Origin of the sequence: Arthrobacter sp. QXT-31 (assembly GCF_001969265.1) — a bacterium.
GTDB lineage: Bacteria > Actinomycetota > Actinomycetes > Actinomycetales > Micrococcaceae > Arthrobacter.
In genome coordinates, this window is the sequence record NZ_CP019304.1 from 2,607,448 (window position 1) to 2,629,576 (window position 22,129).

Genomic DNA, 22,129 nt, shown 5'->3' on the forward strand with positions numbered 1-22,129 from the left:
CTGCTGTTGCAGGCAGGGCCCGGTTGTGTGGTGCGGGTGGTTGGGTTAGCGGGTGGCGACTGCTCCGGTTGCGGTGCCACCGCGGCTGGATTGGACCAGGACGCTGGTGATCTGGTGGTCCCTTAGCCCTGGCTTGGCCCGGTAGGACCAGTTGCCGAGGGTGTCGGCCTGGGCGGTGCCGATCCTGGTGCCTTGGTAGCCGGGTGTGTTGTCGTAGATGACGACGGTGGTGGCCGGGATCAGGACGGCGGTGTTGCCTGCCAGGGTTGAGGTGCCGGTGATCCGCAGTTCAGTGCCGAGGCGGTGGCGGGAGCCGGCGACCGTGACGGTGTCGGTCTGGACGGTGAGGTCCACGGTGGCAGGGGCGCTGCCGATGCCGTTGGCGTCCGTGACGATCAGCTGGAGCTTGATCGGGTCGTTGGCCGGGGCGGTCAGGGGTGCGGTGTCGGTGCTCTTGGCGTAGTAGGGGACGGTGATGGTGGGTTTGGCGGCGGTGTCGCTGGAGAAGGTGACGGTGGGTCCGCTGACCTGGGTCCATTGGTAGCTGGCGGCGCCGGTGGAGGTGCTGCCGTCGAGCTGGACGGTTCCGCCGCGGGTGACGGTGGTGGTTGCCGCGGTGGCCACGGCGGTGGTTTCCTGGGGTTCGCCGGGGGCGGGGCCGCTGCCGGTGTCGACGATGGGGCCGGGGTCCGGGGCGGGGCTGAGCGGGTCGAGTCCGGCGGGGGACGCTGCGCCGCCGGAGATTGTGACGGGCAGGGAGGCGGTGCCGCCTTCTGCTGTCTTGACGGTGACGGTGGCCGGGGGTGCCTGCACGGTGAACGACTTCTCCGCGGGCGCTCCGTCGGTGGCGGGTGCTTCGAGGGTTCCGAGGCCGGTGACGGTGAGCGGGTAGCCGACGGTGGAGACCGCGCCGACGGTGAGGTTGGCTCCGTCGTAGAGGGCCTTGGTGATCATGACGCCGCTGGGTTTGGTGACGGTGATCTGGCTGCTGCTGGAGGGTTTGTCGCCGATGTTGGTGACTTTGACGGTGGTGGGGGCGGTTCCGGTGAGCTGGATGCGGGCGTAGTAGCGGCCGGTGTCGGGGTCGCTGAGCATGGGGGTGGTGTCGAAGGTTCCGTCCTGGCCGTCGACTTGGAGCTGGGCGCCGTTGCCGCTGCTGGCGAACACGTCGATCATGGTCCCGTTCAGGACGGCGCTGTCGCCGTTGACGCCCTGGTTGGTGGAGATTTTGCCCATCAGGGAGAACTGGTCTGTTTCCAGGGCCAGGCCGCCGCCGGTGAGGGAGAACTTGTTGTAGTTGAAGGGGCTGCCGGTGACGGTGTGGTCCTGGGCGGGGTCGCCGAGGTAGCCGTCGGGTGCTGCGGGAGCGGTGGCCGGGTCCCATTTGAGGAACGGGCCGATGTTGCTTTTCAGGGCGGTGGTGAAGTTGCCGATGGCCGGGGAGATGTCTTCGACGAGTTTGCCGTCGCCGGCGTCGTCGGTGTCGATGGTCATGGTGCCGTAGGGGTGCTGGAACGTCAGGGTGGTGTTCGCGGGTGCGCCCTTGACGACGACGCGCTGGCGGCCGAAGACGACCTGGTCGCCCTGGGTGACGGTGTTGGCGAACGCGGCTTCGAGGCCGAGGACCAGGACGGCGCGGCCGCCGCCGGGAAGGTCCAGTTCGGATCCGGCGAGCATGTAGAACGCCTCGTCGGGGAAGTTGTCCGGGAAGGAGATGGGGGCGGTTTCGTCCGGGATGTCCCCTGGCAGGAAGCCGCAGAGCGGGTTTTCCCCGTTGAGGCAGAGCTCGAGGCGGGTCTTGTTGCTGTCCTCGTACCAGGACGGGAAGCCGTATTCGGTGTTGACGGGTCCGACGGCGGTCAGCCCGCCGGAGTTCGTCTGGGTCACCTCGGTGGCGGCCAGTGAGGTGCCGGCACCCGTGGCTGCGAGCAGCAGGGCGGTCGCGGCCGCGATTCCGCGGCGCCGGGACGCGGGGCGCGGGGCCAGATGTCGCGGTGCCGGCCGCTGGGCCGACAGGAAATGCGGTGTGGATACCATTTTGTCTCCTCAGAAAGACGCTGATGGCATCCACTAAAAACAGCGGTGGTTGGAAAAACGTTCGGCTTCCAGCTTGGAAAAACCTTGAGAATCAAGACTTTCTCAAACGGAGTGGGGGACCAGGTTGCCCTGCCTAAGGACTGCAGGACGGCCGGGGCCCGGCCACGCCCCGGGAAGGGACTGCCGGCAACCCGCCCGATGTTGGGGGGCCGGGCACCGAACCGGGGCCGGCGGCCCTGTGCAGTCCTGCCGGCGCGGCGGCCTAGACGATGTCCTGGCTCTTGGCGAAGCGGGTGATGGCCCGCTGCGTGCCGCGGTTGGCCAGGACCTGGATCACGGCGCTCACGGACGCGGAGACGAGGGCGAACGTCAGGGCAGTGCGCAGCGTGGTGGGGACGTCATCCTTGTCGCCCTTGGGGGGCTTCTTTCCCGTGACCTTTTCCCAGATGGTATCGACGGCCTTGGTGCCGGCGAAGCCCGCCAGCAGGCTGATGCCGGTGCCAAGCAGTTTGATGAAGAAACTCATTCCGGAACTCCTCGCGAGATGAACACTGGTCTTTCCCTAGCCTATCGGCATGAAGCGTCAGCCCAGCCGCATGGAACGGTGGATTTCCCGCAGCGCCTCCACCACGAGGCGGTGATCGGCCACCTGCGGCAGGCCGGACACCGTGACCACGGCCACCGCACCCACATCCCGCACATAGACGGGAAAGGCTCCGCCGTGGGCGGCGTAGGTGGACTGGTCGAACCAGGCGTTGTCCTCGATCCGTCCGCCGCCGGCCCTGCCCCGCAGGCCCACCAGCAGCGACGGCTCCTCGTAGCGCAGGGCAGTCCGCTGCTTGGCCCGCACCCAGCCCTCGTTGTCCGGGGTGGCACCCTCGAGCGCCACATGGAAGAGGACCTGTTCGCCCTTGGTGATGTCGATGGCGATGGGCAGGTTCCCTTCCTTGCCGCGCTCCACCAGTTCCAGGCCGAGCGCCAGGGCATCGTCCTTGGTGAACCGGGGAAACTGCAGTTCGGCGATCTCACCCTCGATCTGGCCGATCATGGCTGCCAGGGATTCCGCCGGCTGTTCCTCGGCGGAGTCGGGGTCAAAGGTGGGCAGGGCAGCGGCGCCGGAGTCCTGTTGCGTCATGGCCCCAATGTACTCCGCGGGGCCGTCCCGGCGGCGCAGGGAACCTCCCGGATTGTGACGGCGGCCCCGGGATTCCGGGGACGCCGGGGTGTAAACTGAACCAGCCCACAAGGGCAGATTTATCACGACAGGGGAGCGCCGCCGTCGGGATGCAAAGGCAGCAGCCAGCGCAACCGCGGATGGGCGCTGAGAGTGCGGACCGCCGCAGACCCTCGAACCTGATCCGGCTAGTACCGGCGCAAGGGAGTCGAGTTCTCAGAGTGCCCGGCAGCAGATGGCCCAGCCACCGGCAGCCGGGGTAACGCTTTCCCCTCCTGTTCCTCAGGAGGACCATCATGACAACTGCAGCAATCAAGAAGACCGGCTACAACTGGCGCGTGGCCGACATCGTGGTGGCGGCGCTCATCGCCGTCGCCGGAGGCGTGATCTTCTGGGCCTGGTCCCAGGGCGCCAACGTCATCTCCACTCCCGTGAACGCCGTCTACCCGCCCCTGACCGGCCTGTACGCCGGCGGCTGGATGATCCCGGCGGTCCTGGGCATGCTCATCATCCGCAAGCCCGGCGCGGCCCTGTTCTGCGAAACGGTGGCGGCCACCGGCGAACTCCTGATGGGCTCGCAGTACGGCACCACTGTGCTGATCTCCGGCCTCCTGCAGGGCCTGGGCGCGGAACTCGTGTTCGCCGCCTTCCGGTACAAGAAGTTCAACCTCCCTGTTGCGCTCCTCGCCGGAGCCGGCGCCGGGCTGTTCTGCGGCCTCAACGACTCGTTCGCGCCGTGGGGCTGGAACATCGCCTACGCCGCCGGTGACAAGTTCGCGTACATCGTGTTCTGCGCCATCTCCGGCGCGGTCATCGCAGGCGCCCTGTCCTGGATCGCCACCCGCGGCCTGGCCAAGACCGGCGTGCTGAGCTCCTTCGCTTCCCGCAAGGCCGCCACGGAGCCCGTCTTCAACTGATGCCCGCTTCCCACGACGGCGGCGTCCGCCCCGCCGCGGTACATTCCCGCGGCTGGGGCTGGCGCCACGCCGGCCGCACCAAACCCGCCGTCCAGGCGCTTGACCTGGACATCCGCCCCGGTGAGCGTGTCCTGCTGCTCGGCCCTTCCGGGGCCGGCAAGTCCACGCTGCTCCATGCCCTTGCCGGTGTGCTGGGGGACAGCGACGCGGACGGCTCTTCCGACGGCGCCGACGGTATGGCGGACCAGGACGACGCCGACGAGAGCGGCGAGCTGCTCATCGACGGCGCGCCCCCGCGCGCCCAGCGCGGCCGGGCCGGACTCATGCAGCAGGACCCGGAAACCCAGGTGGTGCTCTCCCGGCTCGGCGACGACGTCGCCTTCGGCGCCGAAAACCTCTCCGTGCCCCGCGATGAAATCTGGCGCCGGGTGCACGAGGCGCTGGACGACGTCGGACTGTCCCACCTGCCGCTGAACCACCCGACGTCGGCCCTGTCCGGCGGGCAGAAGCAGCGACTGGCGCTCGCCGGCATCCTGGCCATGCGCCCGGGACTGATCCTGCTGGACGAACCGACCGCGAACCTCGACCCGGCGGGCGTCCTGGAGGTCCGGGACGCGGTGGGCCGCTGCCTCGACAAGACCGGCGCCACCCTGGTGGTGGTGGAGCACCGGGTCGCCGCGTGGAAAGACCTGGTGGACCGGATCGTGGTCCTGCAGCCGGGCTCCGCCGCGAACGGTGCGGTGCTGATCGACGGGACTCCGGACGAGGTCCTCGAACAGGCGCGGGGGATGCTCACCGCTGCCGGCGTCTGGGTCCCGGGCTACGTTCCGGAAACCCGGCGCCGCTCGGCCGGGACCATCCCGCCGTCCTCCGCCGGGAACATCCCTGGCCTAGGCGGCGGCCAGATTAACGCCGGTCAGCTGCTGCTGGCCGCGGAAAAGCTCGCTGTATCCAGGGAACGGCCCCGCCGCCGTGGCTTCCGTTCCCTGCCGCCGGTGCCGGTCCTGCAGGACGTCACGGCACAGGTCCGGGCCGGCGAGGCGCTGACCGTCACGGGCCCCAATGGCGCCGGCAAATCCACCTTCGCACTGACTCTGGCCGGGCTATTGCCGCCGGTGGACGGAAAGGTTTCCGCGACGGTGGAACTGAGCGGCGGCGCCGGCATTGACCCCTACAAATGGAAGGCCAACCAGCTGATCTCCCGGATCGGCACGGTGTTCCAGGAACCCGAGCACCAGTTCGTCACAGGCCGCGTCCTGGACGAGCTGCAGTTCGGGCCGCGCCACCTGGGCCACGGCGAAGAGCGCGTCGACGAGCTGCTGGAGCGCCTGCGCCTGACCCATCTGGTGGACGCCAACCCGTACACCCTGTCCGGCGGGGAAAAGCGGCGGCTGTCCGTGGCCACCGTCCTGGCGGCGCATCCGCAGGTGCTGGTCCTGGACGAGCCCACCTTCGGCCAGGACGCCAACACCTGGGCGGAGCTCGCCTCGTTCCTGTCCGAACTCCTCGACGCCGGCACGGCCGTGGTGTCCGTTACCCACGACGAGGAGTTCACCCACGTCCTCGGCGGCACCGAGCTGCGGCTGGGCTCCGGCGGCCGGCCCGAGCCGGGACCCGCGGGGTCCAGCCCGGCGAGATCGGAACCGGCGGCGACATGAGGGAAGTACTGACACTCGCCGGAAACCAGGCCGTGCTGACGCGCGCCAATCCGCTGGCCAAATTCGCAGCGGTCTTCCTCATCACCCTTGCGCTGGCGCTGTCCATTGACTGGATGTCCGCCTCGGTTGCCCTCGTGTGCGAACTGCTGGTCTTTCCGCTGGCCGGCCTGACGTTTTCACTGCTGTGGCAGCGCGGCTGGCCGTTGATCCTTGCGGCCGCAGTGGGCGGCTGGAGCACCTCCATCCTGGCGCCGGACAGCGGAAGGATACTGCTCGACGTCGGCCTTTGGTCCATGAGCGAAGGCTCCCTGCAGCTGGGGCTGGGTTTTCTGCTGCGGGGCCTGGCCATCGCCCTGCCCGCGGTGCTGCTCATGAGCTGCACGGATCCCACCGACCTGGCCGACGCCCTGGCGCAGAAGGCGCGGCTGCCGCACCGCTTTGTGCTGGGGACGCTGGCAGCCATGCGGCTGGTCGGGCTGATGGCCGAGGAATGGCAGACGATCGGCATGGCCCGGCGCGCCCGCGGCGTCGGCTCCCGGGGGAACCCCTGGCAGCGGATGCGGGCCACCCTCGGGCAGAGCTTCGGCCTCCTCGTCCAGGCCATCCGCCGCGCCACCCGCCTTGCCGTCACCATGGAGGCCCGCGGCTTCGGCGGTGCCAGCCGGACCTGGGCGCGGGTGTCCACCTACAGCGTGCTGGACGTCTGGGTGGTGCTGGGCGGAGTCCTCATCGCCGGCGGCGCCGTGGCGGCCGCTCTGTGGGCCGGAACGTGGCACATGGTCTGGCTCGAGGGTTCCTAACCCGCGTGGCTCCTAGGGCGCAGGCCGCGCCATGCGGAGCTCGGGCAGTCCTTCCCAGTCCTCGATGGTGTCCCTGGCGCCGGTGAAGACGAAGCCGTTGCGCTGGTAGAAGGCCTGGGCAAGCGGGTTGTCCTCGGCGACCCACAGTGCTGCAGCTTCGTGCCCGATCGTGGCATCAAGCAGTGCCTGGCCCAGCCCCCTGCCCTGGTGGGATGCGAGGAGATAGATGCCCCAGAGCTCGGTTTGCTCCCGCACCCCGTCCTCGGGCGGAAGCGAGCCGGCAAACCCCACCAGCCTCCCGCCGTCGACCGCCACAAAGTGCCGGGCCGCATGCGGGCCGGCCAGGAGGTGGCGCCACATGGCCAGCCGCCCTTCGACGCCCTGGCCCGCCATAAAGCCGGGTGACAGCAGGTGTGCATAGGTCTCGCGCCAGCATTCCAGGTGCAGCCGGGCCAGCGCCTCGGCGTCTTCCGCTGCGGCCGGGCGGACGCTGCAGGTAGGACCCATGGTGCCTGGCGTTCTCAGATGCACGAGTGGTCGTAGTCGAAGCTGCCGGCCACGAACTGGATGAGGACCACCTGGCCGCCGGCGGTAAGGGGCGCCGAGGAACACATGTCCCTGGCGTGGGCGGCGGAGCGGGCGCCGGCAAGCCAGCTGGGCAGCGAGTAGAGGCTGCTGGTCGTTCCCACCTCACCGACAATCTGTGCCCACTGCCGGGCCGCGGAGTAGATGCCGACTCTGGCGCCGATGCTGTGGAAGAAGTCAGTCATGCCCTCGAGATCCGCCCGGTTGGCATTCCTGTCGCCTGACCAGGTGTTGCCCGTCTCCACGTCCAGCCACCAGAGGTAGGTCTCAGGGTCGTCGACGGTGCGGAGGTAGGCGTCGTCGAAGGCTTTCGCGTACCCGTACATGTAGGCGCACGCCGCGTCCTCCTTCCCCTCGCACGTGCCGTAGGGGTTGGTCACGACCTTGCCGCCATACTCGTTGTTCGTCGGCCACCAGGAGCCGCGCAGCCCGGGATTGGCGGTGTTCACGTAGAGCGCCACACGTGGCTGGCCGGTCCCGCCCTCCGCATCCTCCGCCCAGTCAAGCTGCTCGTGGAGGCAGGGATTCGTGGTGTTGGCAAGGCCATTGTTGACCCCGACAATCGCGAACGCAGGGTCATCCGGCAGGGCGCCGTTGCACTGGGGCCAGGAGACATCGTTGCCCAGCTCGGTATCGTCACTACCTGGCGGGGCTTCGTGAGCTGGCTGCGCGGTGTTGTTTGGCTGGGCGGTGTTGCCGGGCTGCGCAGTGTTGTTTGGCTGCGCGGTGGACGCCTTGGGAGACGCCTGAGTGACCGCAGATTCGGGTGCCGGGAACGTGCCGTCGTCGAGCCGTGGTCCCGGGACAAAGCCCACAGCTGCCGCGACCGCAAAGGACACCAGCGCGGAAGCGCGGCGCCCGGCGGGGTGCTTCCTCCGCAAAATGCGGGGACTGAAAATGGACACGGCGGCCTCCGTTCCCTCATGGCCGCAACACGTACCGTTAGCTTGCTCCGGGACATATGCCAGGGTCAAGGCGCGGGCGGCACTTGACCAAGTTGCGGAGGCCTTCACGGATCCTGTCATGCGGTTTTGGCGCGTTATGGAATGTTTATGCATGTAACGGGTAAATCAAGACCCGACAGAACCCTCGGGGACGGCAAAAGGCGACGAAATAACTCACATCTGATATATTTTTCCCATGACTCAACAGACCGCTGAACATGTCGGCATTCTGCTCCGCGACGCCCGCAGCCAGAAGGGGTGGACCCAGGGCCAGCTTGCCGCGGAACTCGGCACCAGCCAGAGTGCCGTCGCACGCATGGAACAGGGAAAGCAAAACCTGAGCCTGAAAATGATCCAGCGACTCGAGGCGATCTTTGGCCGCAGCATCGTCCAGCTCGGCAAGACACAGATGACCCACCTCCGCGTGGAGGGCGGCCGCACGCTCTCCGGCTCCGTGGACGTTAACACCAGCAAGAACGCCGGTGTTGCCCTGCTCTGCGCCAGCCTGATTAACCGCGGCACCACCACGCTGCGCCGGCTGGCCCGCATCGAGGAAGTGAACCGCATCGTCGAGGTGCTGAGCAGCATCGGCGTCGAATGCACCTGGCTTAACGACAACGACCTCCGCCTCCGCCGGCCCGCAGACCTGGATTTGGAATCCATGGACGTCGAGGCGGCACGCCGCACCCGCAGCGTCATCATGCTGCTGGGTCCGCTGCTGGATGAGACCGACGAATACCGGCTGCCCTACGCCGGCGGCTGCGATCTGGGCATCCGCACCGTGGAGCCGCACATGCAGGCCCTGCGGCAGTTCGGTTTGTCCGTGGAGGCCAGCTCAGGCTTCTACAGCGTGCAGGCGCCCCCGACCGATGAACTGGACCGGTCCTTTGTGCTGACCGAGCGTGGCGACACCGTGACCGAGAACGCCATCATGGCCGCCGCCCACCGCTGCGGCACCACCGTCATCCGCAACGCCAGCCCCAACTACATGGTCCAGGACCTGTGCTTCTACCTGCAGCGCCTGGGCGTGGAGATCGACGGCGTCGGGACCACCACGCTGAAGATCACCGGCAAACCGGCCATCGACGTCGACATCGAATACTTCCCCTCCGAAGACCCCATCGAAGCGATGAGCCTGATCACCGCCGGCGTCGTCACCAACTCCGAGGTGACCATCCGCCGGGTGCCCATCGAGTTCATGGAGATCGAGCTGGCCACGCTGGAACAGATGGGCCAGCGGCTGGAGGTCTCCGGCGAGTACATGGCCCGCAACGGCCGAACCCGGCTCGTTGACGTGACCACCAAGCCCTCCGAGCTGCGCGCACCGGAGGACAAGATCCACCCGATGCCGTTCCCGGGCCTGAACATCGACAACCTGCCGTTCTTCGCGGTGATCGCCGGCAACGCCGAAGGCCAGACCATGATCCACGACTGGGTCTACGAGAACCGCGCGATCTATCTGACCGAGCTGAACAAGCTGGGGGCCCGCGTGCAGCTGCTGGACCCGCACCGGATCTACGTCAACGGCCCCACGCGCTGGCGCGCCGCGGAGGTGGGCTGCCCGCCCGCGCTGCGTCCGGCCGCCTGCCTGCTGCTGGCCATGCTTGCGGCCCGCGGCGTCTCCGAGCTGCGCAACATCTACGTCATCGAGCGCGGCTACGAGGACCTTGCAGAGCGCCTGAACACCATCGGCGCCAAGATCGAGTACTTCCAGGACTGACGCTCCTCCCGGCGCGAACGTACACTTGTGGCCCTGTTTGAGGCGCGAACGTACACTTGTGGCCCTTGGGAAGCGTTTTCCAAGGGCCACAAGTGTACGTTCGCGCTTCGTCATGTCCGGGACGTTTCGGCTGGTCTGGCGCACAATGTAGGCATGCGGACTTTTGGCGTGGAGGAAGAGCTCCTGATCGTTGATCCGGACAGCGGGGAACCGCTGGCGCTCGCCGATGCCCTGCTCGCGGGCCGCAAACTCGCCGCCGACGAGGCCCCGGGGCGGCCCCTGCTGCTGAAGAAAAAGGCCGGCACCAAGTTCGACGACGACGAAATGGGCTTGAGTGCCGAACTCAAGCTTGAGCAGATCGAGACACAGACCCGCCCGTGCCTGGACCACGCCGAACTGCTGCGCCAGATCCGTGCCGGCCGCTCCCTGGCGGATGAGGCGGCGCAGGCCCACGGCGCCAGGATCGCCGCCCTGGCCACCTCGCCGCTGGCACTGTCCAGCCACACCACACCGGACCCGCGCTACGCCAGAATGCTGGAGCGGTTCGGACTGACCGCGCAGGAGCAGCTCACCTGCGGCTTCCACGTCCATACATACATCGAGTCACCGGACGAAGGCGTGGCGGTGCTGGACAGGATCCGGGACAAGCTGGCTGTCCTGATCGCGCTCAGCGCAAACTCACCGTTCTGGAACGGTGTTGCCACCGGGTTCGAAAGCTACCGGACGCAGGCCTGGAACCGCTGGCCGTCGTCGGGCCCGTCTGCCATCTTCGGCAACGTGTCCACATACCGCCGGGTGGTGTCCCGCCTGCTGGAGACTGGCGTGGTGCTCGACGAGGGCATGATCTATTTTGACGCCCGCCTCTCCCGGAACCACCCCACCGTGGAGGTCCGGGTGGCGGACGTCTGCCTCCGCGCCGAGGATGCCGCGCTGATCGCCGTCCTGGTCCGCGCGCTCGTGGAATCTGCGTGCCGGGAATGGCGGGAGGGCGTGGAGCCCGCGCCCGTACCCACGGTGCTGCTGCGGATGGCCGCGTGGCAGGCAAGCAACTTCGGACTGCGCGGTGACCTGCTTGACTTCGGCAGCTTCCGGCCGGCGCCGGCCGCGGACGTGGTGCGCTCGCTGGTCGATTACCTGGAGCCGGTGCTGGCCGAGACCGGTGAGCTGGACCTGGTCCGGCAGGGCGTCGCAGAGATCTTCGCGCGCGGCACCGGCGCTGCGGAGCAGCGCAGCACACGCCAAGTGGTTCTGGACAAAGCAGACCCCGACGACGGCGGGCTGGGTGCCGTCGTCGCGCACGCCGTGCGGGCGACGCTGAAGGGAACCGTAGGGTACGTGGATCCCGACGACGAGGACATTCCGGAACTGCTGCGCGTCCGCCAGCTCTGATCCCACCCGCCCTCCAACCACCAAGCACGGAGCGCGAACGTACACTTGCGGCCCCTGTACGCGCGTTTTTTGGGGCCACAACTGTACGTTCGCGCTGGTGGAACGGGCATGTTTCCGATGGTCATTTTCCGGTAAACCACCTGAAATGTCCGCTGGTTAGTGTGGTGGCATCACAGGAGTCGCACGGGGGAAGGACCGGGACCATGCGCGTAGGAATCATCAGGGCTTTGACCACCAGCGACCGCCGGGTGCTCAACTCGCACGGGAAGCTGCTCCGCGAGACCTTCGGCTTCGACGTGACCACGCGGTGTATCCCGGACCAGCCCTCCGGAGTCCATGACCCCGACTCGTTGCAGCGTGCGGCGCCCAAAGTGGTGGAGCTCGCACTGGAGATGGCCTCGGACGTAGACGCGCTGGTCATCAGCTGCGCCGCCGATCCCGGCCTGCCGGAGGTGCGGGCGCTGCTGAACATCCCCGTGATCGGTGCGGGCTCGGCGGCTGCTGCAGCGGCCCTTGCCTTCGGCGGCCGGGTGGGCGTGCTCGGCCTTAAGCACTCGGTGCCCGGGCCCATTTCCGATGCCCTGGGTGACCGCATGCTCTTGATCGACGGCCCCGAGAGCGTGGAGACGCCCGACGGTTTCCTGCTGCCGACCGGCATCTTCGACGCGCTCGCGGCCGCCCACATGCTCGTGTACGCCGGAGCCGACGTCATTCTGGAGGCCAGCACCGGGCTGACGAGCATCGGCATGGCGGACGTCCTGCGGCGCAGGCTGGGGATTCCCGTCATCGATCCCGTCACGGCTGCCGGCTCCATGCTCATCTCCGCGGTGGCTTTCCGCGAACTGCAGTCCGTCTGAAACCGGGCCGCCGGCGTCAGGAGCTCCCTGGAACGGCCGGCCGTGCGAACCTGCTTCGGAGAGTGCCCCAGCCGCGCCGGCTTACCATGCCCACGGCGCGGGTGCACAGCGCCCAGTAGGCCACCCCGGCCACGAGCGATGCGGCCACGGCAAGCGCCGGGCTGGTGCCGGCCAGGAGCGGGTACACCAGCCAGTGCACGAGGTACGCATAGAGGGAAGCGCTGGCCAGGAGCACCGTCAGGCGCTGCAGCCCCCTGGGAACGGGGATGGCGGGCAGCCACGTGAGCAGCAGGAGTCCGGCAGCGAGGGTCAGCTCCCGGTTCGTGTCCCCGAAGAAGCATCCGGGAACCGTGAGGACCGCAAGGAGCGACACCACGCAGCGCTGAAGCGCGGTCCGGGACCGGGCGACGGCCCAGCCAAGAACGAAAAGCCACAGTGTGGGTGACGGGTGGGGAATGCCGGGATCAACGATGTCGTAGCGGGAGAGCAGGGCCAGGCCGGTGAGGGCAAGCGGAAAGAGCAGCGGGAACCGCCGCTCCGCCCGGTCCACCCAGGGAATGGCCAACAGGGCCGCCATACCCAGCAGGATGTAGACCAGCACCTCGATGAACCAGAAGTGCCACTGCGTGGTCACCTCTTCGGGACCGACAACGGAGTTCAACAGCAGGATATTGGCCAGGGTGTACTTGTCGGTCAGCAGGTACGCCACGCCGATGAACGCAATGCTGGGCAGCGCCACCCGTGCCAGGCTGCTGAGCTGGCGCCTGAGCCGCGGGAGCCGTTCCCCGCCAAGCTGGAACCGGGCGAAGTTGTACCCGGCCACGGCCATGAGCACGTGCGCCATCCCCGGCCAGGTCAGCAGCCCGACGTGGGTGCTGACGATGAGCACAATCGCCACGGACCGGAGCACAATGCTGGTCTCAAGCGGGGCAAAGAACCGCCGCATCCTGCCGGCGGCTTTCCGGCCCTGCTGCTGTTCCAGGTCCCGGACCGGCGTCACGTGCCAGTCGGAGGGGAGGCGGCCCAGCAACTGTTCCAGCCTGACGGAGGTGGCCACGTAGGACAGCGAGTCACCGCCGAGCGAAACGAAGGTGTCGCCGTCGGCGATGTCCTCACACTCCAGGGTGTCCCGGAAGATCCGCCGCACGTCGTCAGCCCCGGGGGAGCCGCCGTTATCCTGGCCGTCGGACGCTGCCTTCGACGCTGCTGCTTTCGCCGATGCTGCTTTGGACGGCGTTGCTTTGGGCACTGCCCGGGTTGAGAGGGCAAGAACCGCCGGATAGTCCACCTTCCCGGTGGCCAGGCGGGGGAGATGTTCGACGGCGTGCAGCTCCAGTGCCGCACGGGGCAGCCCGATGCCCTGGGCGAGGACCTTGGCCAGCAGTTGCGTGTCGTGGCTGCCCTCGACCGCCACGACGAGCCCCTGGTCGGTGCCCGCACTGGCCGCCGCAACGCCGAGGTCGGCCAGGATGCGCTCCACCTGGCCCAGGTCCACGCGGAGCCCGACGATTTTGACGAACCGGCTGCGCCGCCCCACCACTTCGTAGACGCCTGCCGGATGCAGCCTGGCCAGGTCGCCGGTGCGGAGTTCGTGGACCGTGCGTCCGGCGCCCAGATCCTCCGGGGTTTCCGCGTAGCCGAGCATCACGTTGGGCCCGGTGTAGACGAGTTCGCCGTGCTCCAGGCCGGAGACCGGCTCGATCCGGAATGCGCCGCCCGGCACCGGGACGCCGATGGCGCCGGGGTGCTCGGCAGCCAGCCCGGGAGGAAGATAGGCCATCCGGGCCGTGGCCTCGGTCTGGCCGTACATCACGAACAGTTCCCAGCCCTTCCGGCGGCCGAGTTCGGCATAGCTCCGCACACGGTCCGGGGCCAGCCGGCCTCCGGCCTGCGTGACATACCGCAGTGAGGGCAGGTCCATTCCGTCAAAGCCCACACGTTCCAGCAGTTCAAAGGTGTAGGGCACGGCTGCGAACGCCGTGGCCTCGCGGGCACGGAAAAGCTCCCAGAAGCAGGGGTCAACAACGGAAAGGTCGGTGAGCACCAGGCCCGCGCCCCGCAGCAGGTGGCTGTTGATCACAGACAGGCCGTAGCAGTAGGACATCGGCAGGGTGGTTGCCGCGCGGTCTGCCGGGCCGATGTTCAGGTACTCGGCAATCGACTCCGCGTTGGCCTGCAGATTGTTGGCGGACAGCCGCACCAGCTTGGGCGAGCCGGTGGACCCGGAAGTGCTGAGCAGAAGCGCCAGGTCCGGATGGAGCTCGTGCCTGCTGCCGGCCCGGCGCTCCTCGAACAGGATCTCTCCGTTGGCGGATCGCAGCACGACGTCGGGGTCGTACACGGCCACCAGGGATTCCAGTGCCGCCGGCTTGTCCTCCGGAAGCAGGATCAGCGGGTGGCCGGCAACCAGGGCGGCGAGGTAGGCCACCAGGGAGTCGACGTCGTTCGCGGCAGCCAGTGCCACCAGGCGGCGCTGGGTGCCCAGGCGCAGGGCGAGGGCATCAACCCTGTCGGCCAGTCCCCGGTAGGTGAGGGTGAAGTTTTCTGAAAGAATTGCGGGCCTGTCCCCGTGGCCTGCGAGATCGGCGGCGAAGGGCACCCGCGCGAAATCAAGCTGCGTGGTCACCGGAAGAGGATAGTAGTTAAGGCTTACCTAAGTAAAACCATTCCCTGGCCTGTTACGGCATGCCATACTCGCTCCGTGAGCGAGTCTTACGAGTTCAGAGCCCCTTTATGGTTGTATCCGGGCGAATCCGCCTGGCATTTCATTACGTTGCCCGTGGATATTGCGGACGAAATCCGTGAGGAGTCCGCGGGGTTCCGCAGGGGGTTCGGCTCTGTGAAGGTGACGGCAGACATTGCGGGCCACCAGTGGCAGACCTCGATCTTTCCGGACACCGGCAGCGGTTCGTACCTGCTGCCGGTCAAGCGGGCTGTGCGGGCTGCTGCCCGCATCGCCGCGGGCGACGACGTCGACGTCCGGCTGGTCGTCATCACCACCTGAGCCGCGGCCGCCAGGAACAGTCCCGCCAGGAACAGGTCCCCAAGAGCAGGCGGCTAGGCAGCCCCGGTCCAGCGGGCCGGGACTGCGGGGGCTGACGGCCTCCAGTGCGCCGCGCTGCTGGTGCCCGAGGCCTCGGCCGGGGTGCGCTTCTTGCCGAATCCCTGCCGGCCGTGGCCGGAGCGGGCTGGAAGAGTCTGGGCCGAGAGAGTCTGGGCCGGCACCGGCGCGGGAACTGCCGCGGAGGCTTCCTGAACCTCCGGTGCTGCCGGCGAGAGGTCCGTGACGAGCCCCGTCCCGGCGCATTCGCGGACGTCGGCGATGCCTGCGGCAGCCGCGCGCTTGTCCGCGAAAGGTGCGGAGATGGCCAGTACGGTTCCATTGGGAGCCATCAGCCGGAACCGGTACTGGGAGTCGGCGTCAACAAAAACTTCAAATACTCCGGCCATGACGTTCCTTCCGGTCAGGGAGGCTGTGCGCAGCGTCGTCGCGGCCACGGCCCCGAACGCATCGCTGCGTCTGTCCTTGGATGGGGTGAACCGACAGGGGTTTGATCGGCTCATCGGTGTTATTAGAGTCTGCCCAGTGCGTATGGAGCCTACAAGACCGTCCATGTAAACCCTGGGTAAACCCTGCTGGTCCACCCACTAAACCGCCCCGGGGCTCCGTTCTCAAGGACGCCCGAAACGATGGGACGTGCAGCGCAACGCGCGTTCACAGCCCGCCATTGGAAGTAACGTCAGATCTGTTTGAGCGCCTGCTCCAGGTCCGCGATGAGGTCGTCCGCGTCCTCCAGTCCGACGGACAGCCGCACCACGCCATCGCTGAGCCCGATCGCGGCGCGTCCGTCCGGCCCCATGGCCCGGTGCGTCGTGGTGGCGGGATGGGTGATGAGGGACTTGGCGTCGCCCAGGTTGTTGGAGATGTCGATGATCTTCAGGGCGTCCAGCAGCGCAAAGGCGGCTTCCTTGCCCGACTGGCCGGCCGTCGTCGCAAGTTCCAGCGTGAGGACGGTGCCGCCGGCCTTCATCTGCCTGGCCGCCAGGTCGTACTGCGGGTGCGACTTGAGCAGCGGGTACTTGACCCAGTTCACGGCAGGCTGGGTTTCCAGCCATTCGGCGAGGCGCAGCGCTGTGGCGGAGGAGTGGTTCACGCGCAGGGACATGGTTTCCAGGCCCTTGGTGAGGACCCAGGCGTTGAATGCGGAGAGCGCCGGGCCCGTGTGGCGCATGAGCTGCTTGACCGGGCCGTCGATGAATTCCCTGGTGCCCAGGATCGCTCCGCCCATCACGCGGCCCTGGCCGTCGATGTGCTTGGTGCCGGAGTAGACGATCACGTCCGCGCCGAGGTCTCCGCAGCGCTGCAGCAGCGGGGTGGCGAAGACGTTGTCCGCCACCACCTTGGCGCCGGCGGCGTGGGCGAGTTCGCTGACAGCCGCGATGTCCACGATTTCCTGCATCGGGTTGGACGGGGATTCGAAGAAGACGGCCGTGGTGGGCACCGAGAGGGCTTCGCGCCACTGCTCGATGTCCGGGCCGTCCACGAACACCGTCTCCACGCCCCAGCGCGGCAGGATTTCGTTGAGGATCACGAAGCAGGAACCGAACAGCGAGCGGGCTGCGACCACGCGGTCCCCGGCGCCCAGCAGGGCACCCAGCGCGGTGAAAACGGCGGACATGCCGGACGCCGTCGCAAAGCACGCCTCGGTGCCTTCGAGGAGGCGGAGCCGCTCCTGGAAGGTGGCCACGGACGGGTTGCCGTAGCGCGAGTAGACAAAGCGCTCGTCTTCGCCGGTGAAGGCGCGCTCGGCGGCGGCGGCGGACTCGTAGACGAATCCGGAGTTCAGGAAGACAGGCTCGGTGGTCTCCTGGAAATTGGTGCGGTCAAGCCCGCCGCGGACGGCCTGGGTATCGGGGCTCCAGCCGGCGGCGTCGTGGTTAAAGGTCAATTTAGTTCTTTCCCAGGTTCGTCGGCAGGCCGCGGTTCTTCCAGCCGTTCACGGTGCGCTCACCGTAGCGGTCGGGCTCGCCCTCGAAGCCTTCGAGGACGTTGTAGGCCGTAAAACCGGCCTGCGTTGCGGCGGTGGCGGCAGCGATGGAGCGCTGGCCGGAGCGGCACAGGAAGAGCAGCTCCACCCGGGTGTCCTCGGGGGCCTGCTGCTTCAGCTGCTCGACGAAGTCGGGGTTGGGAATGCCGCCGGGAAAGGTCCACTGGATGAAGAGGGGATCATTTTCCGTGGCGTTGGTGTCCGGAATGCCGATGTGCGCCCATTCGCCCTCGGTGCGCACATCCACCAGGATGGCGCCCTCCTCAAGCTTGGCCCACGCGTCCTGCGGAGTGATGTCTCCGGCGTAGCTCATGCGTGGCCCTCGTAAACTTCCGCGCTCAGGTCCTCGTCGGAGTCCAGCTGGTCCACGGCGGTGGCGACGGCGGCGTCTGCGGTGGCGATCGCTGCCGGCAGGATGAGGGCCTGGGCCACGATGACGGTGGTGCCGTTGAAGGTGGCGGCAGGGCTGCCGTGCAGCACGTATCCCTCGGCCAGGGCTGCCGAGATACGCTCGCAGAACGCCCGGTCATCCGGCCCCGTGACGAGGCGGTAGGACAGTTTTTCCTCAGGTTTATCCTGCTGGGACGACAGCGTTGCAACGGCGGGGGCGTCTGACACGACGGATCTCCTTTTCTCACGCTTGCAGCTCGAAGGGGTCGATATGCCGAGTATTCACCTGAGGCACCCCGCCGTGGAAGGAGGGTTGCCGACCGGCCAGTCAGGGCTTAATGCCGGTACTCATTACTCCCGAAAAAAGTAACACTGACGACGGCGGCGCGCACCGCCGCCGTCGTCATCTTCCGTAACGGACCCCGCGACTTTCCCTGATCCATGGGACTGCCCGGGTTGCTCGCGTTGCCGTTACAAAGCCCGCGGCCGGGAGGATAATGACGGGAGATGACCCGCCGTAACGCCGGATGAAACCAGGCCGCAGTGAATGATCCGACCGCGAATACAGTGACTCCCATGCTGCACTTTGGATGGTTTGTGGGCCATGGCTTCGGGGTCCAGGGCTGGGGGACACCCGGCTACGGAATCGGCTACGACTGGAAGAAACCGGCCCCCTACCAGCACGCGGTCCGCGAGTTTGAGCGGGCCGGGCTGGACCTGTTCATCATCGAGGACTCGCTAACCGTCCCCGACACCTACGGCGGCAGCGCGGAGGTCTCACTGGCGCAGGCGTCCTTTGCGCCCAAACACGATCCGCTGGCGCTGGTGCCGTACCTGCTGTCCGCCACGGAACACCTGGGCATCGTGCCCACCATCAGCGCGTCCTTCTATCCGCCCTTCACCGCGGCCCGGCTGCTGGCCACGCTGCAGCACTTCTCCAACGGCCAGCTTGGCTGGAACGTGGTGACCTCCGGCAGCGACCTTGCCGCGCAGAACTACGGACTGGACCAGCAGATCGAGCACGACCTCCGCTACGAGAAGGCCGAGGAGTTCGTGGACGTCGTCCGCAAGCTCTGGCGCAGCTGGGAACCGGACGCCATCGTGGAGGACGCCCGGGCGGGCATCTTCGCGGACCACACCAAAGTCCGGCCCATCCACCACGACGGGGAGTTCTTCAAAGTCCGGGGACCGCTGAACACCGCACCGCTGCCGGAGGAACCCGTGCTGGTGCAGGCCGGGGCCTCCCCGCGGGGCAAGGCCTTCGCCGGTGCGAACGCGGACGTGGCCATTGCCCTGGCCCGCGGTGTGGACGGCATGAAGGCGTACCGGGACTCCATCCGTGCCGAGGCCGCCGCGGCCGGCCGGAACCCCGACGACGTCAAGGTGCTGTTCGTCCTGAAACCCACCGTGACCGGATCCCGGGCCGAAGCGGAGGAACTGCGTGCCGCGCGCCGGGAGCTCACGCAGCGGGACATCGACAGCCAGCTCAACTCCATCTCCTACCTCTCCGTCATCGACTTCAAGCAGTTCGACCTCGACGCACCCCTCCCGGAACTGAGCACCAACAGCAACCAGGGAACGCTGGAGCACTTCTCCAAGGCGGCACCGCCGGGTTCCACGCTGCGGCAGATCCTGCAGGCCCGCAGCGGCGGTGCAGGCGACAGCATCATCGGAACGGCCGATGAGATCGCCGACTACCTCGAGGAAACCGGCACCGCAGTGGGCGGCGACGGGTTCCTCTTCTCCGGCTTCGTGGACCCGGCCACCATCCACGGAGTGCTGGACAGGCTGGCGCCCGTGCTGCGCCGGCGGGGACTGCTGCGGACGAGCTACGGCGACGGCGGCTTGCGCCGGAACCTGCTGGACTTTTAGCGCCATGGCAATGGCCGGGGAAAGCAACGGACTGGCGCCGGGCATCAGCCGCGGCACGTTCCTGATCGGGACGGCCCACATCCGGGCCGGCGACCTGGCCGCCGCAGCGGCCGATCCGAGCGTGGAGGTGGTCCTCAGCGCCGAAGCCCTGGAGCTCGTGGGGCTGTCCCGTGAGGTGGTGCAGGCGGCCATCGATTCCGGCCACCGGGTCTACGGCCTCAACACGCTGCTCGGCTCCGGCCGGGACACGGCCGTGGAGCAGGACTCCATCCTCGACTACCAGCTCCAGGTGATCCGCTACCACCACAGCGGCGTGGGCGGACTGCTGGACCGTGATGAAGTCCGCGCCCTCATCCTGGCCAGGCTCATCGGATTCACCCGGGGAGGCTCGGGCGTGCGCCCGGAAACCGCCCGTTTCTACGCCGAATTGCTGAACAGGGGTGTGGTGCCGGCGGTTCCGCGCGACGGGTCCGTCGGCTCATCGGACCTCACGCAGCTCGCGGCGGTTGCCGCCGTCGCCATCGGGGAAGGACAGGCACTGGGTCCCGACGGCGGCCTGCTCGACGGCGGGCAGGCACTCGCCGCCGCCGGGCTGGAACCGCTGGTCCTGGCGCCGGGGGAGGCCCTGGCGCTGGTCAGCGCCAACTCCTATTCCATCGGTGCGGGCGCGCTGGAGCTGCGCCGCATCCGCTGGCTCGCCGATCTGGCGGACACTGCGCTGGCGCTGTCGCTGGAGGCCACTGCAAGGTACGACGGCGGCGGGAACCTCAGTCCCTTCTCGCCGGCTGTGCAGTCGGCCAAGGCCGTGGACGGCCAGCGCGTCTCGGCGGCCAACGTCCGCCGCCTGGTGCGCGGCGGCTGGCTGGACGACCCGCGGCGGCAGGTGTCCGTCCAGGACCCCCTGTCCTTCCGCGCCGCGCCGCAGACGCACGGCGCGTTCCGTGCCCACGTGGCCGCCCTGGCCGAGGCGCTCGAGGTGGAACTCAACGGACGGGGCGACAACCCGCTGGCGGACGTGCCCTCGGGCCGGATGGTGTCCGGTGGCAACTTCCAGCCGATGCAGCTGGCCCTGGCGTTCGAGGCGCTGCGGCTGGGGCTGGCACACGTCGGAATCAGCAGCGAGCGGCGGATCGCCAAGCTCTATCCGCCGCAGCGACTGATCCGGCAGCTCAACCTCGAGGCGGCCCGGGCAGGCACGCCGCTCGCGTCCGAAGACCTGCCGGGACTGCTCTGGTACTCGGCCGCAGGCCTGCTGGCCGAGCTGAAGTTCCTGGCGGCGCCCGCCACACTGGGAGCCCCCACCCTGTCCGCGGACGTGGAGGACCACTCCACGCTGGCTCCGCTTGCCCTCCAGCAGCTGGAGCGCTCAGTCGAGGCCGCGGCCAAGCTCCTCACCATCGAGGCCCTGACGGCGTCCTACCTGCTGGCTGAGGCGCAGGACACGGACCTTCGGGAGGCAGTAACCCGGCAGCTGGGCGCAGGAACCGGCGCCGTCGTGCGGCGGCTGTCGGAGCTGCTCGCCGGGCAGTTGCCGGCGGCGGTGCTGGTGGAGGCTGCAAGGAAGGAGCTGGGGGATTTGCTGGCAGGACTGCCCGAATTGCAGACGCCGTCCCCGGACACCGACGGTGACCGGGGGCCGGATGACGGCGGTCCAAACTATGCGCGAGGAGAATCATGACCACCGTGACGGGGAGCGGCCGCCAGCCGAGGCATGTGGGGCCCATAGTGGATCCGGCCGGGGACGCCGACGCCGTGCTGGCCCGGGTGGGGAACACTCCGCTGGTCCCGCTGGACGTGCTGAGCCGTGGCCTGGGAAGCACAGTTTTCGTGAAGCTCGAATCGGAAAATCCCGGCGGGTCCATCAAGGACCGGACCGCGCTGAGCATGGTCCGGGCTGCCGAGCGCAGCGGCGACCTGCAGCCCGGCGGGACCATCGTCGAAAGCACCTCAGGGAACACCGGAATCGGGCTCGCGCTGATCGGTGCACTGACCGGCCATCCCGTGGTGGTGGTCACCGGAGATTCCATTTCGTCGGAGAAGCTTGAGGCCCTCAACCGGTACGGCGCGCGGGTGGTGTTCACGGACTGGAGCGCGCCGTCGAATTCGCCGGAGAATGCGCGGGCGGTCGCGGCCCGGATCACGGCCGAGATTCCCGGCGCATGGCGTCCACTGCAGTTCGACAACCCGGCCAACCCGCGCGCGCACTACGAGGGGACGGCCCCGGAAATCTGGGAGCAGACGGCCGGCCGGGTGACGCACTTCGTCGCGGGCGTGGGCACCGGCGGCACCATCACCGGAAACGGGCGGTACCTCAAGGAGAAATCAGGCGGCCACGTGGAGGTGATCGGTGCCGACCCCTACGGCTCGGTCTACAGCGGCGGGCATCCGGGCCAGATCCTCGTGGACGGCGTCGGCAACTCCTGGCCCAAGCCTGAATGGCCGAAGGTGTTTGACCTCGGCCTGCTGGACAGGTTCCTGCGGATTCCGAACGACGAGGTGTACACCACGCTGCACCGGCTGCTCAACGACGAAGGCCTGTCCCTCGGGCCGTCGTCGGGCCTGACCGTGGCGGCGGCGCTCCGGGTGGCCAGGGCGGCGCCGCACGGGTCAGTGGTTGTGGCGATCGCCCCGGACACGGGCAGCAACTACCAGAGCAAGGCGTTCAACCCGGTGTGGCTGGCGGACAACCACATCCGCCTGGCCACGGACCTCGCCGAAGACTAGCCCAGTAGTTAGGA

General features: G+C 68.2%; 20 protein-coding genes and 2 riboswitches. Of the genes, 10 read left to right on the forward strand and 10 right to left on the reverse strand.

Features of this window, described 5'->3' with window-relative positions; genetic code table 11:
* Positions 1-45: 45 nt before the first annotated feature.
* The 3 genes from BWQ92_RS11740 to BWQ92_RS11750 form a co-directional block, all read right to left on the reverse strand.
* Positions 46-2,037: a hypothetical protein gene (locus BWQ92_RS11740; protein WP_076799697.1), complete on the reverse strand. Its 1,992-nt coding sequence runs from the start codon at positions 2,035-2,037 to the stop codon at positions 46-48.
* Positions 2,038-2,299: 262 nt separating this feature from the next.
* The gene (locus BWQ92_RS11745; protein ID WP_076799699.1) at positions 2,300-2,563 is read right to left on the reverse strand and encodes a DUF4235 domain-containing protein; all 264 of its coding nucleotides are present in this window, start codon (positions 2,561-2,563) and stop codon (positions 2,300-2,302) included.
* Between the two features lie 57 nt (positions 2,564-2,620).
* Positions 2,621-3,172 carry a heme-degrading domain-containing protein gene (locus BWQ92_RS11750; RefSeq protein ID WP_076799700.1) on the reverse strand — a complete coding sequence of 184 codons (552 nt, stop codon included), beginning with the start codon at positions 3,170-3,172 and terminating at the stop codon, positions 2,621-2,623.
* A gap of 119 nt (positions 3,173-3,291) precedes the next feature.
* Positions 3,292-3,435: riboswitch (TPP riboswitch) on the forward strand.
* 72 nt (positions 3,436-3,507) lie between these two features.
* Here BWQ92_RS11750 and BWQ92_RS11755 point away from each other — a divergent pair.
* The 3 genes from BWQ92_RS11755 to BWQ92_RS11765 are packed head-to-tail and all read left to right on the forward strand — an operon-like array spanning position 3,508 to position 6,586.
* The gene (locus BWQ92_RS11755) at positions 3,508-4,128 is read left to right on the forward strand and encodes an ECF transporter S component (protein WP_076799702.1); all 621 of its coding nucleotides are present in this window, start codon (positions 3,508-3,510) and stop codon (positions 4,126-4,128) included.
* The gene (locus BWQ92_RS11760) at positions 4,128-5,786 is read left to right on the forward strand and encodes an ABC transporter ATP-binding protein (protein ID WP_076799704.1); all 1,659 of its coding nucleotides are present in this window, start codon (positions 4,128-4,130) and stop codon (positions 5,784-5,786) included. The genes BWQ92_RS11755 and BWQ92_RS11760 overlap by 1 nt, the downstream gene beginning before the upstream one ends.
* Positions 5,783-6,586, forward strand: coding sequence for an energy-coupling factor transporter transmembrane component T family protein (locus BWQ92_RS11765; protein WP_076799706.1), 804 nt, complete (start codon positions 5,783-5,785; stop codon positions 6,584-6,586). The genes BWQ92_RS11760 and BWQ92_RS11765 overlap by 4 nt, the downstream gene beginning before the upstream one ends.
* A gap of 12 nt (positions 6,587-6,598) precedes the next feature.
* Here BWQ92_RS11765 and BWQ92_RS11770 read toward each other — a convergent pair whose 3' ends face one another.
* On the reverse strand, positions 6,599-7,093 hold the full coding sequence (locus tag BWQ92_RS11770; protein WP_076799707.1) for a GNAT family N-acetyltransferase: 495 nt from the start codon (positions 7,091-7,093) through the stop codon (positions 6,599-6,601).
* Between the two features lie 14 nt (positions 7,094-7,107).
* A complete protein-coding gene (locus BWQ92_RS11775) occupies positions 7,108-8,076 on the reverse strand; it encodes a hypothetical protein (protein WP_076799709.1) in 969 nt (322 codons plus the stop codon).
* Positions 8,077-8,311: 235 nt separating this feature from the next.
* Between BWQ92_RS11775 and BWQ92_RS11780 the strand changes: the two genes are divergently transcribed.
* From BWQ92_RS11780 to BWQ92_RS11790, 3 genes are all read left to right on the forward strand, one after another.
* A complete protein-coding gene (locus BWQ92_RS11780; protein WP_076799711.1) occupies positions 8,312-9,835 on the forward strand; it encodes a UDP-N-acetylglucosamine 1-carboxyvinyltransferase in 1,524 nt (507 codons plus the stop codon).
* A 153-nt stretch (positions 9,836-9,988) separates the two neighbouring features.
* Positions 9,989-11,224, forward strand: a complete 1,236-nt coding sequence (locus BWQ92_RS11785) for a glutamate--cysteine ligase 2 (RefSeq protein ID WP_076799712.1) — start codon at positions 9,989-9,991, stop codon at positions 11,222-11,224.
* Between the two features lie 203 nt (positions 11,225-11,427).
* Positions 11,428-12,081, forward strand: a complete 654-nt coding sequence (locus tag BWQ92_RS11790; RefSeq protein ID WP_076799714.1) for an aspartate/glutamate racemase family protein — start codon at positions 11,428-11,430, stop codon at positions 12,079-12,081.
* Positions 12,082-12,097: 16 nt separating this feature from the next.
* On the opposite strand, the gene BWQ92_RS11795 is transcribed toward BWQ92_RS11790, so the two are convergent.
* Positions 12,098-14,707, reverse strand: coding sequence for an AMP-binding protein (locus BWQ92_RS11795; protein WP_076799716.1), 2,610 nt, complete (start codon positions 14,705-14,707; stop codon positions 12,098-12,100).
* 75 nt (positions 14,708-14,782) lie between these two features.
* On the opposite strand from BWQ92_RS11795, the gene BWQ92_RS11800 reads away from it, so the two are divergent.
* Entirely contained in the window at positions 14,783-15,085 is a 303-nt protein-coding gene (locus BWQ92_RS11800; protein ID WP_076799717.1) for a DUF1905 domain-containing protein, read from the forward strand.
* Between the two features lie 53 nt (positions 15,086-15,138).
* Here the strand turns inward: BWQ92_RS11800 and BWQ92_RS11805 are convergent, their stop codons facing one another.
* From BWQ92_RS11805 to BWQ92_RS11820, 4 genes are all read right to left on the reverse strand, one after another.
* Positions 15,139-15,531, reverse strand: a complete 393-nt coding sequence (locus tag BWQ92_RS11805; protein ID WP_083706454.1) for a YegP family protein — start codon at positions 15,529-15,531, stop codon at positions 15,139-15,141.
* A 290-nt stretch (positions 15,532-15,821) separates the two neighbouring features.
* Positions 15,822-17,030 carry an O-succinylhomoserine sulfhydrylase gene (locus tag BWQ92_RS11810; protein ID WP_076799721.1) on the reverse strand — a complete coding sequence of 403 codons (1,209 nt, stop codon included), beginning with the start codon at positions 17,028-17,030 and terminating at the stop codon, positions 15,822-15,824.
* A gap of 1 nt (position 17,031) precedes the next feature.
* Positions 17,032-17,442 (reverse strand): rhodanese-like domain-containing protein, encoded by a 411-nt coding sequence (locus BWQ92_RS11815; RefSeq protein WP_076799723.1) that lies wholly within the window; start codon positions 17,440-17,442, stop codon positions 17,032-17,034.
* Positions 17,439-17,747, reverse strand: a complete 309-nt coding sequence (locus BWQ92_RS11820) for a DUF1737 domain-containing protein (protein WP_172804279.1) — start codon at positions 17,745-17,747, stop codon at positions 17,439-17,441. The genes BWQ92_RS11815 and BWQ92_RS11820 overlap by 4 nt, the downstream gene beginning before the upstream one ends.
* A gap of 13 nt (positions 17,748-17,760) precedes the next feature.
* Positions 17,761-17,875: riboswitch (SAM riboswitch) on the reverse strand.
* 220 nt (positions 17,876-18,095) lie between these two features.
* Here BWQ92_RS11820 and BWQ92_RS11825 point away from each other — a divergent pair.
* The 3 genes from BWQ92_RS11825 to BWQ92_RS11835 are packed head-to-tail and all read left to right on the forward strand — an operon-like array spanning position 18,096 to position 22,115.
* Positions 18,096-19,391, forward strand: coding sequence for an NtaA/DmoA family FMN-dependent monooxygenase (locus BWQ92_RS11825; RefSeq protein WP_236782932.1), 1,296 nt, complete (start codon positions 18,096-18,098; stop codon positions 19,389-19,391).
* Positions 19,392-19,395: 4 nt separating this feature from the next.
* Positions 19,396-21,069, forward strand: a complete 1,674-nt coding sequence (locus tag BWQ92_RS11830; protein WP_236782933.1) for an aromatic amino acid ammonia-lyase — start codon at positions 19,396-19,398, stop codon at positions 21,067-21,069.
* Positions 21,066-22,115 carry a PLP-dependent cysteine synthase family protein gene (locus tag BWQ92_RS11835; RefSeq protein WP_076799726.1) on the forward strand — a complete coding sequence of 350 codons (1,050 nt, stop codon included), beginning with the start codon at positions 21,066-21,068 and terminating at the stop codon, positions 22,113-22,115. Before BWQ92_RS11830 ends, BWQ92_RS11835 begins: the two co-directional genes overlap by 4 nt.
* Positions 22,116-22,129: the final 14 nt, after the last annotated feature.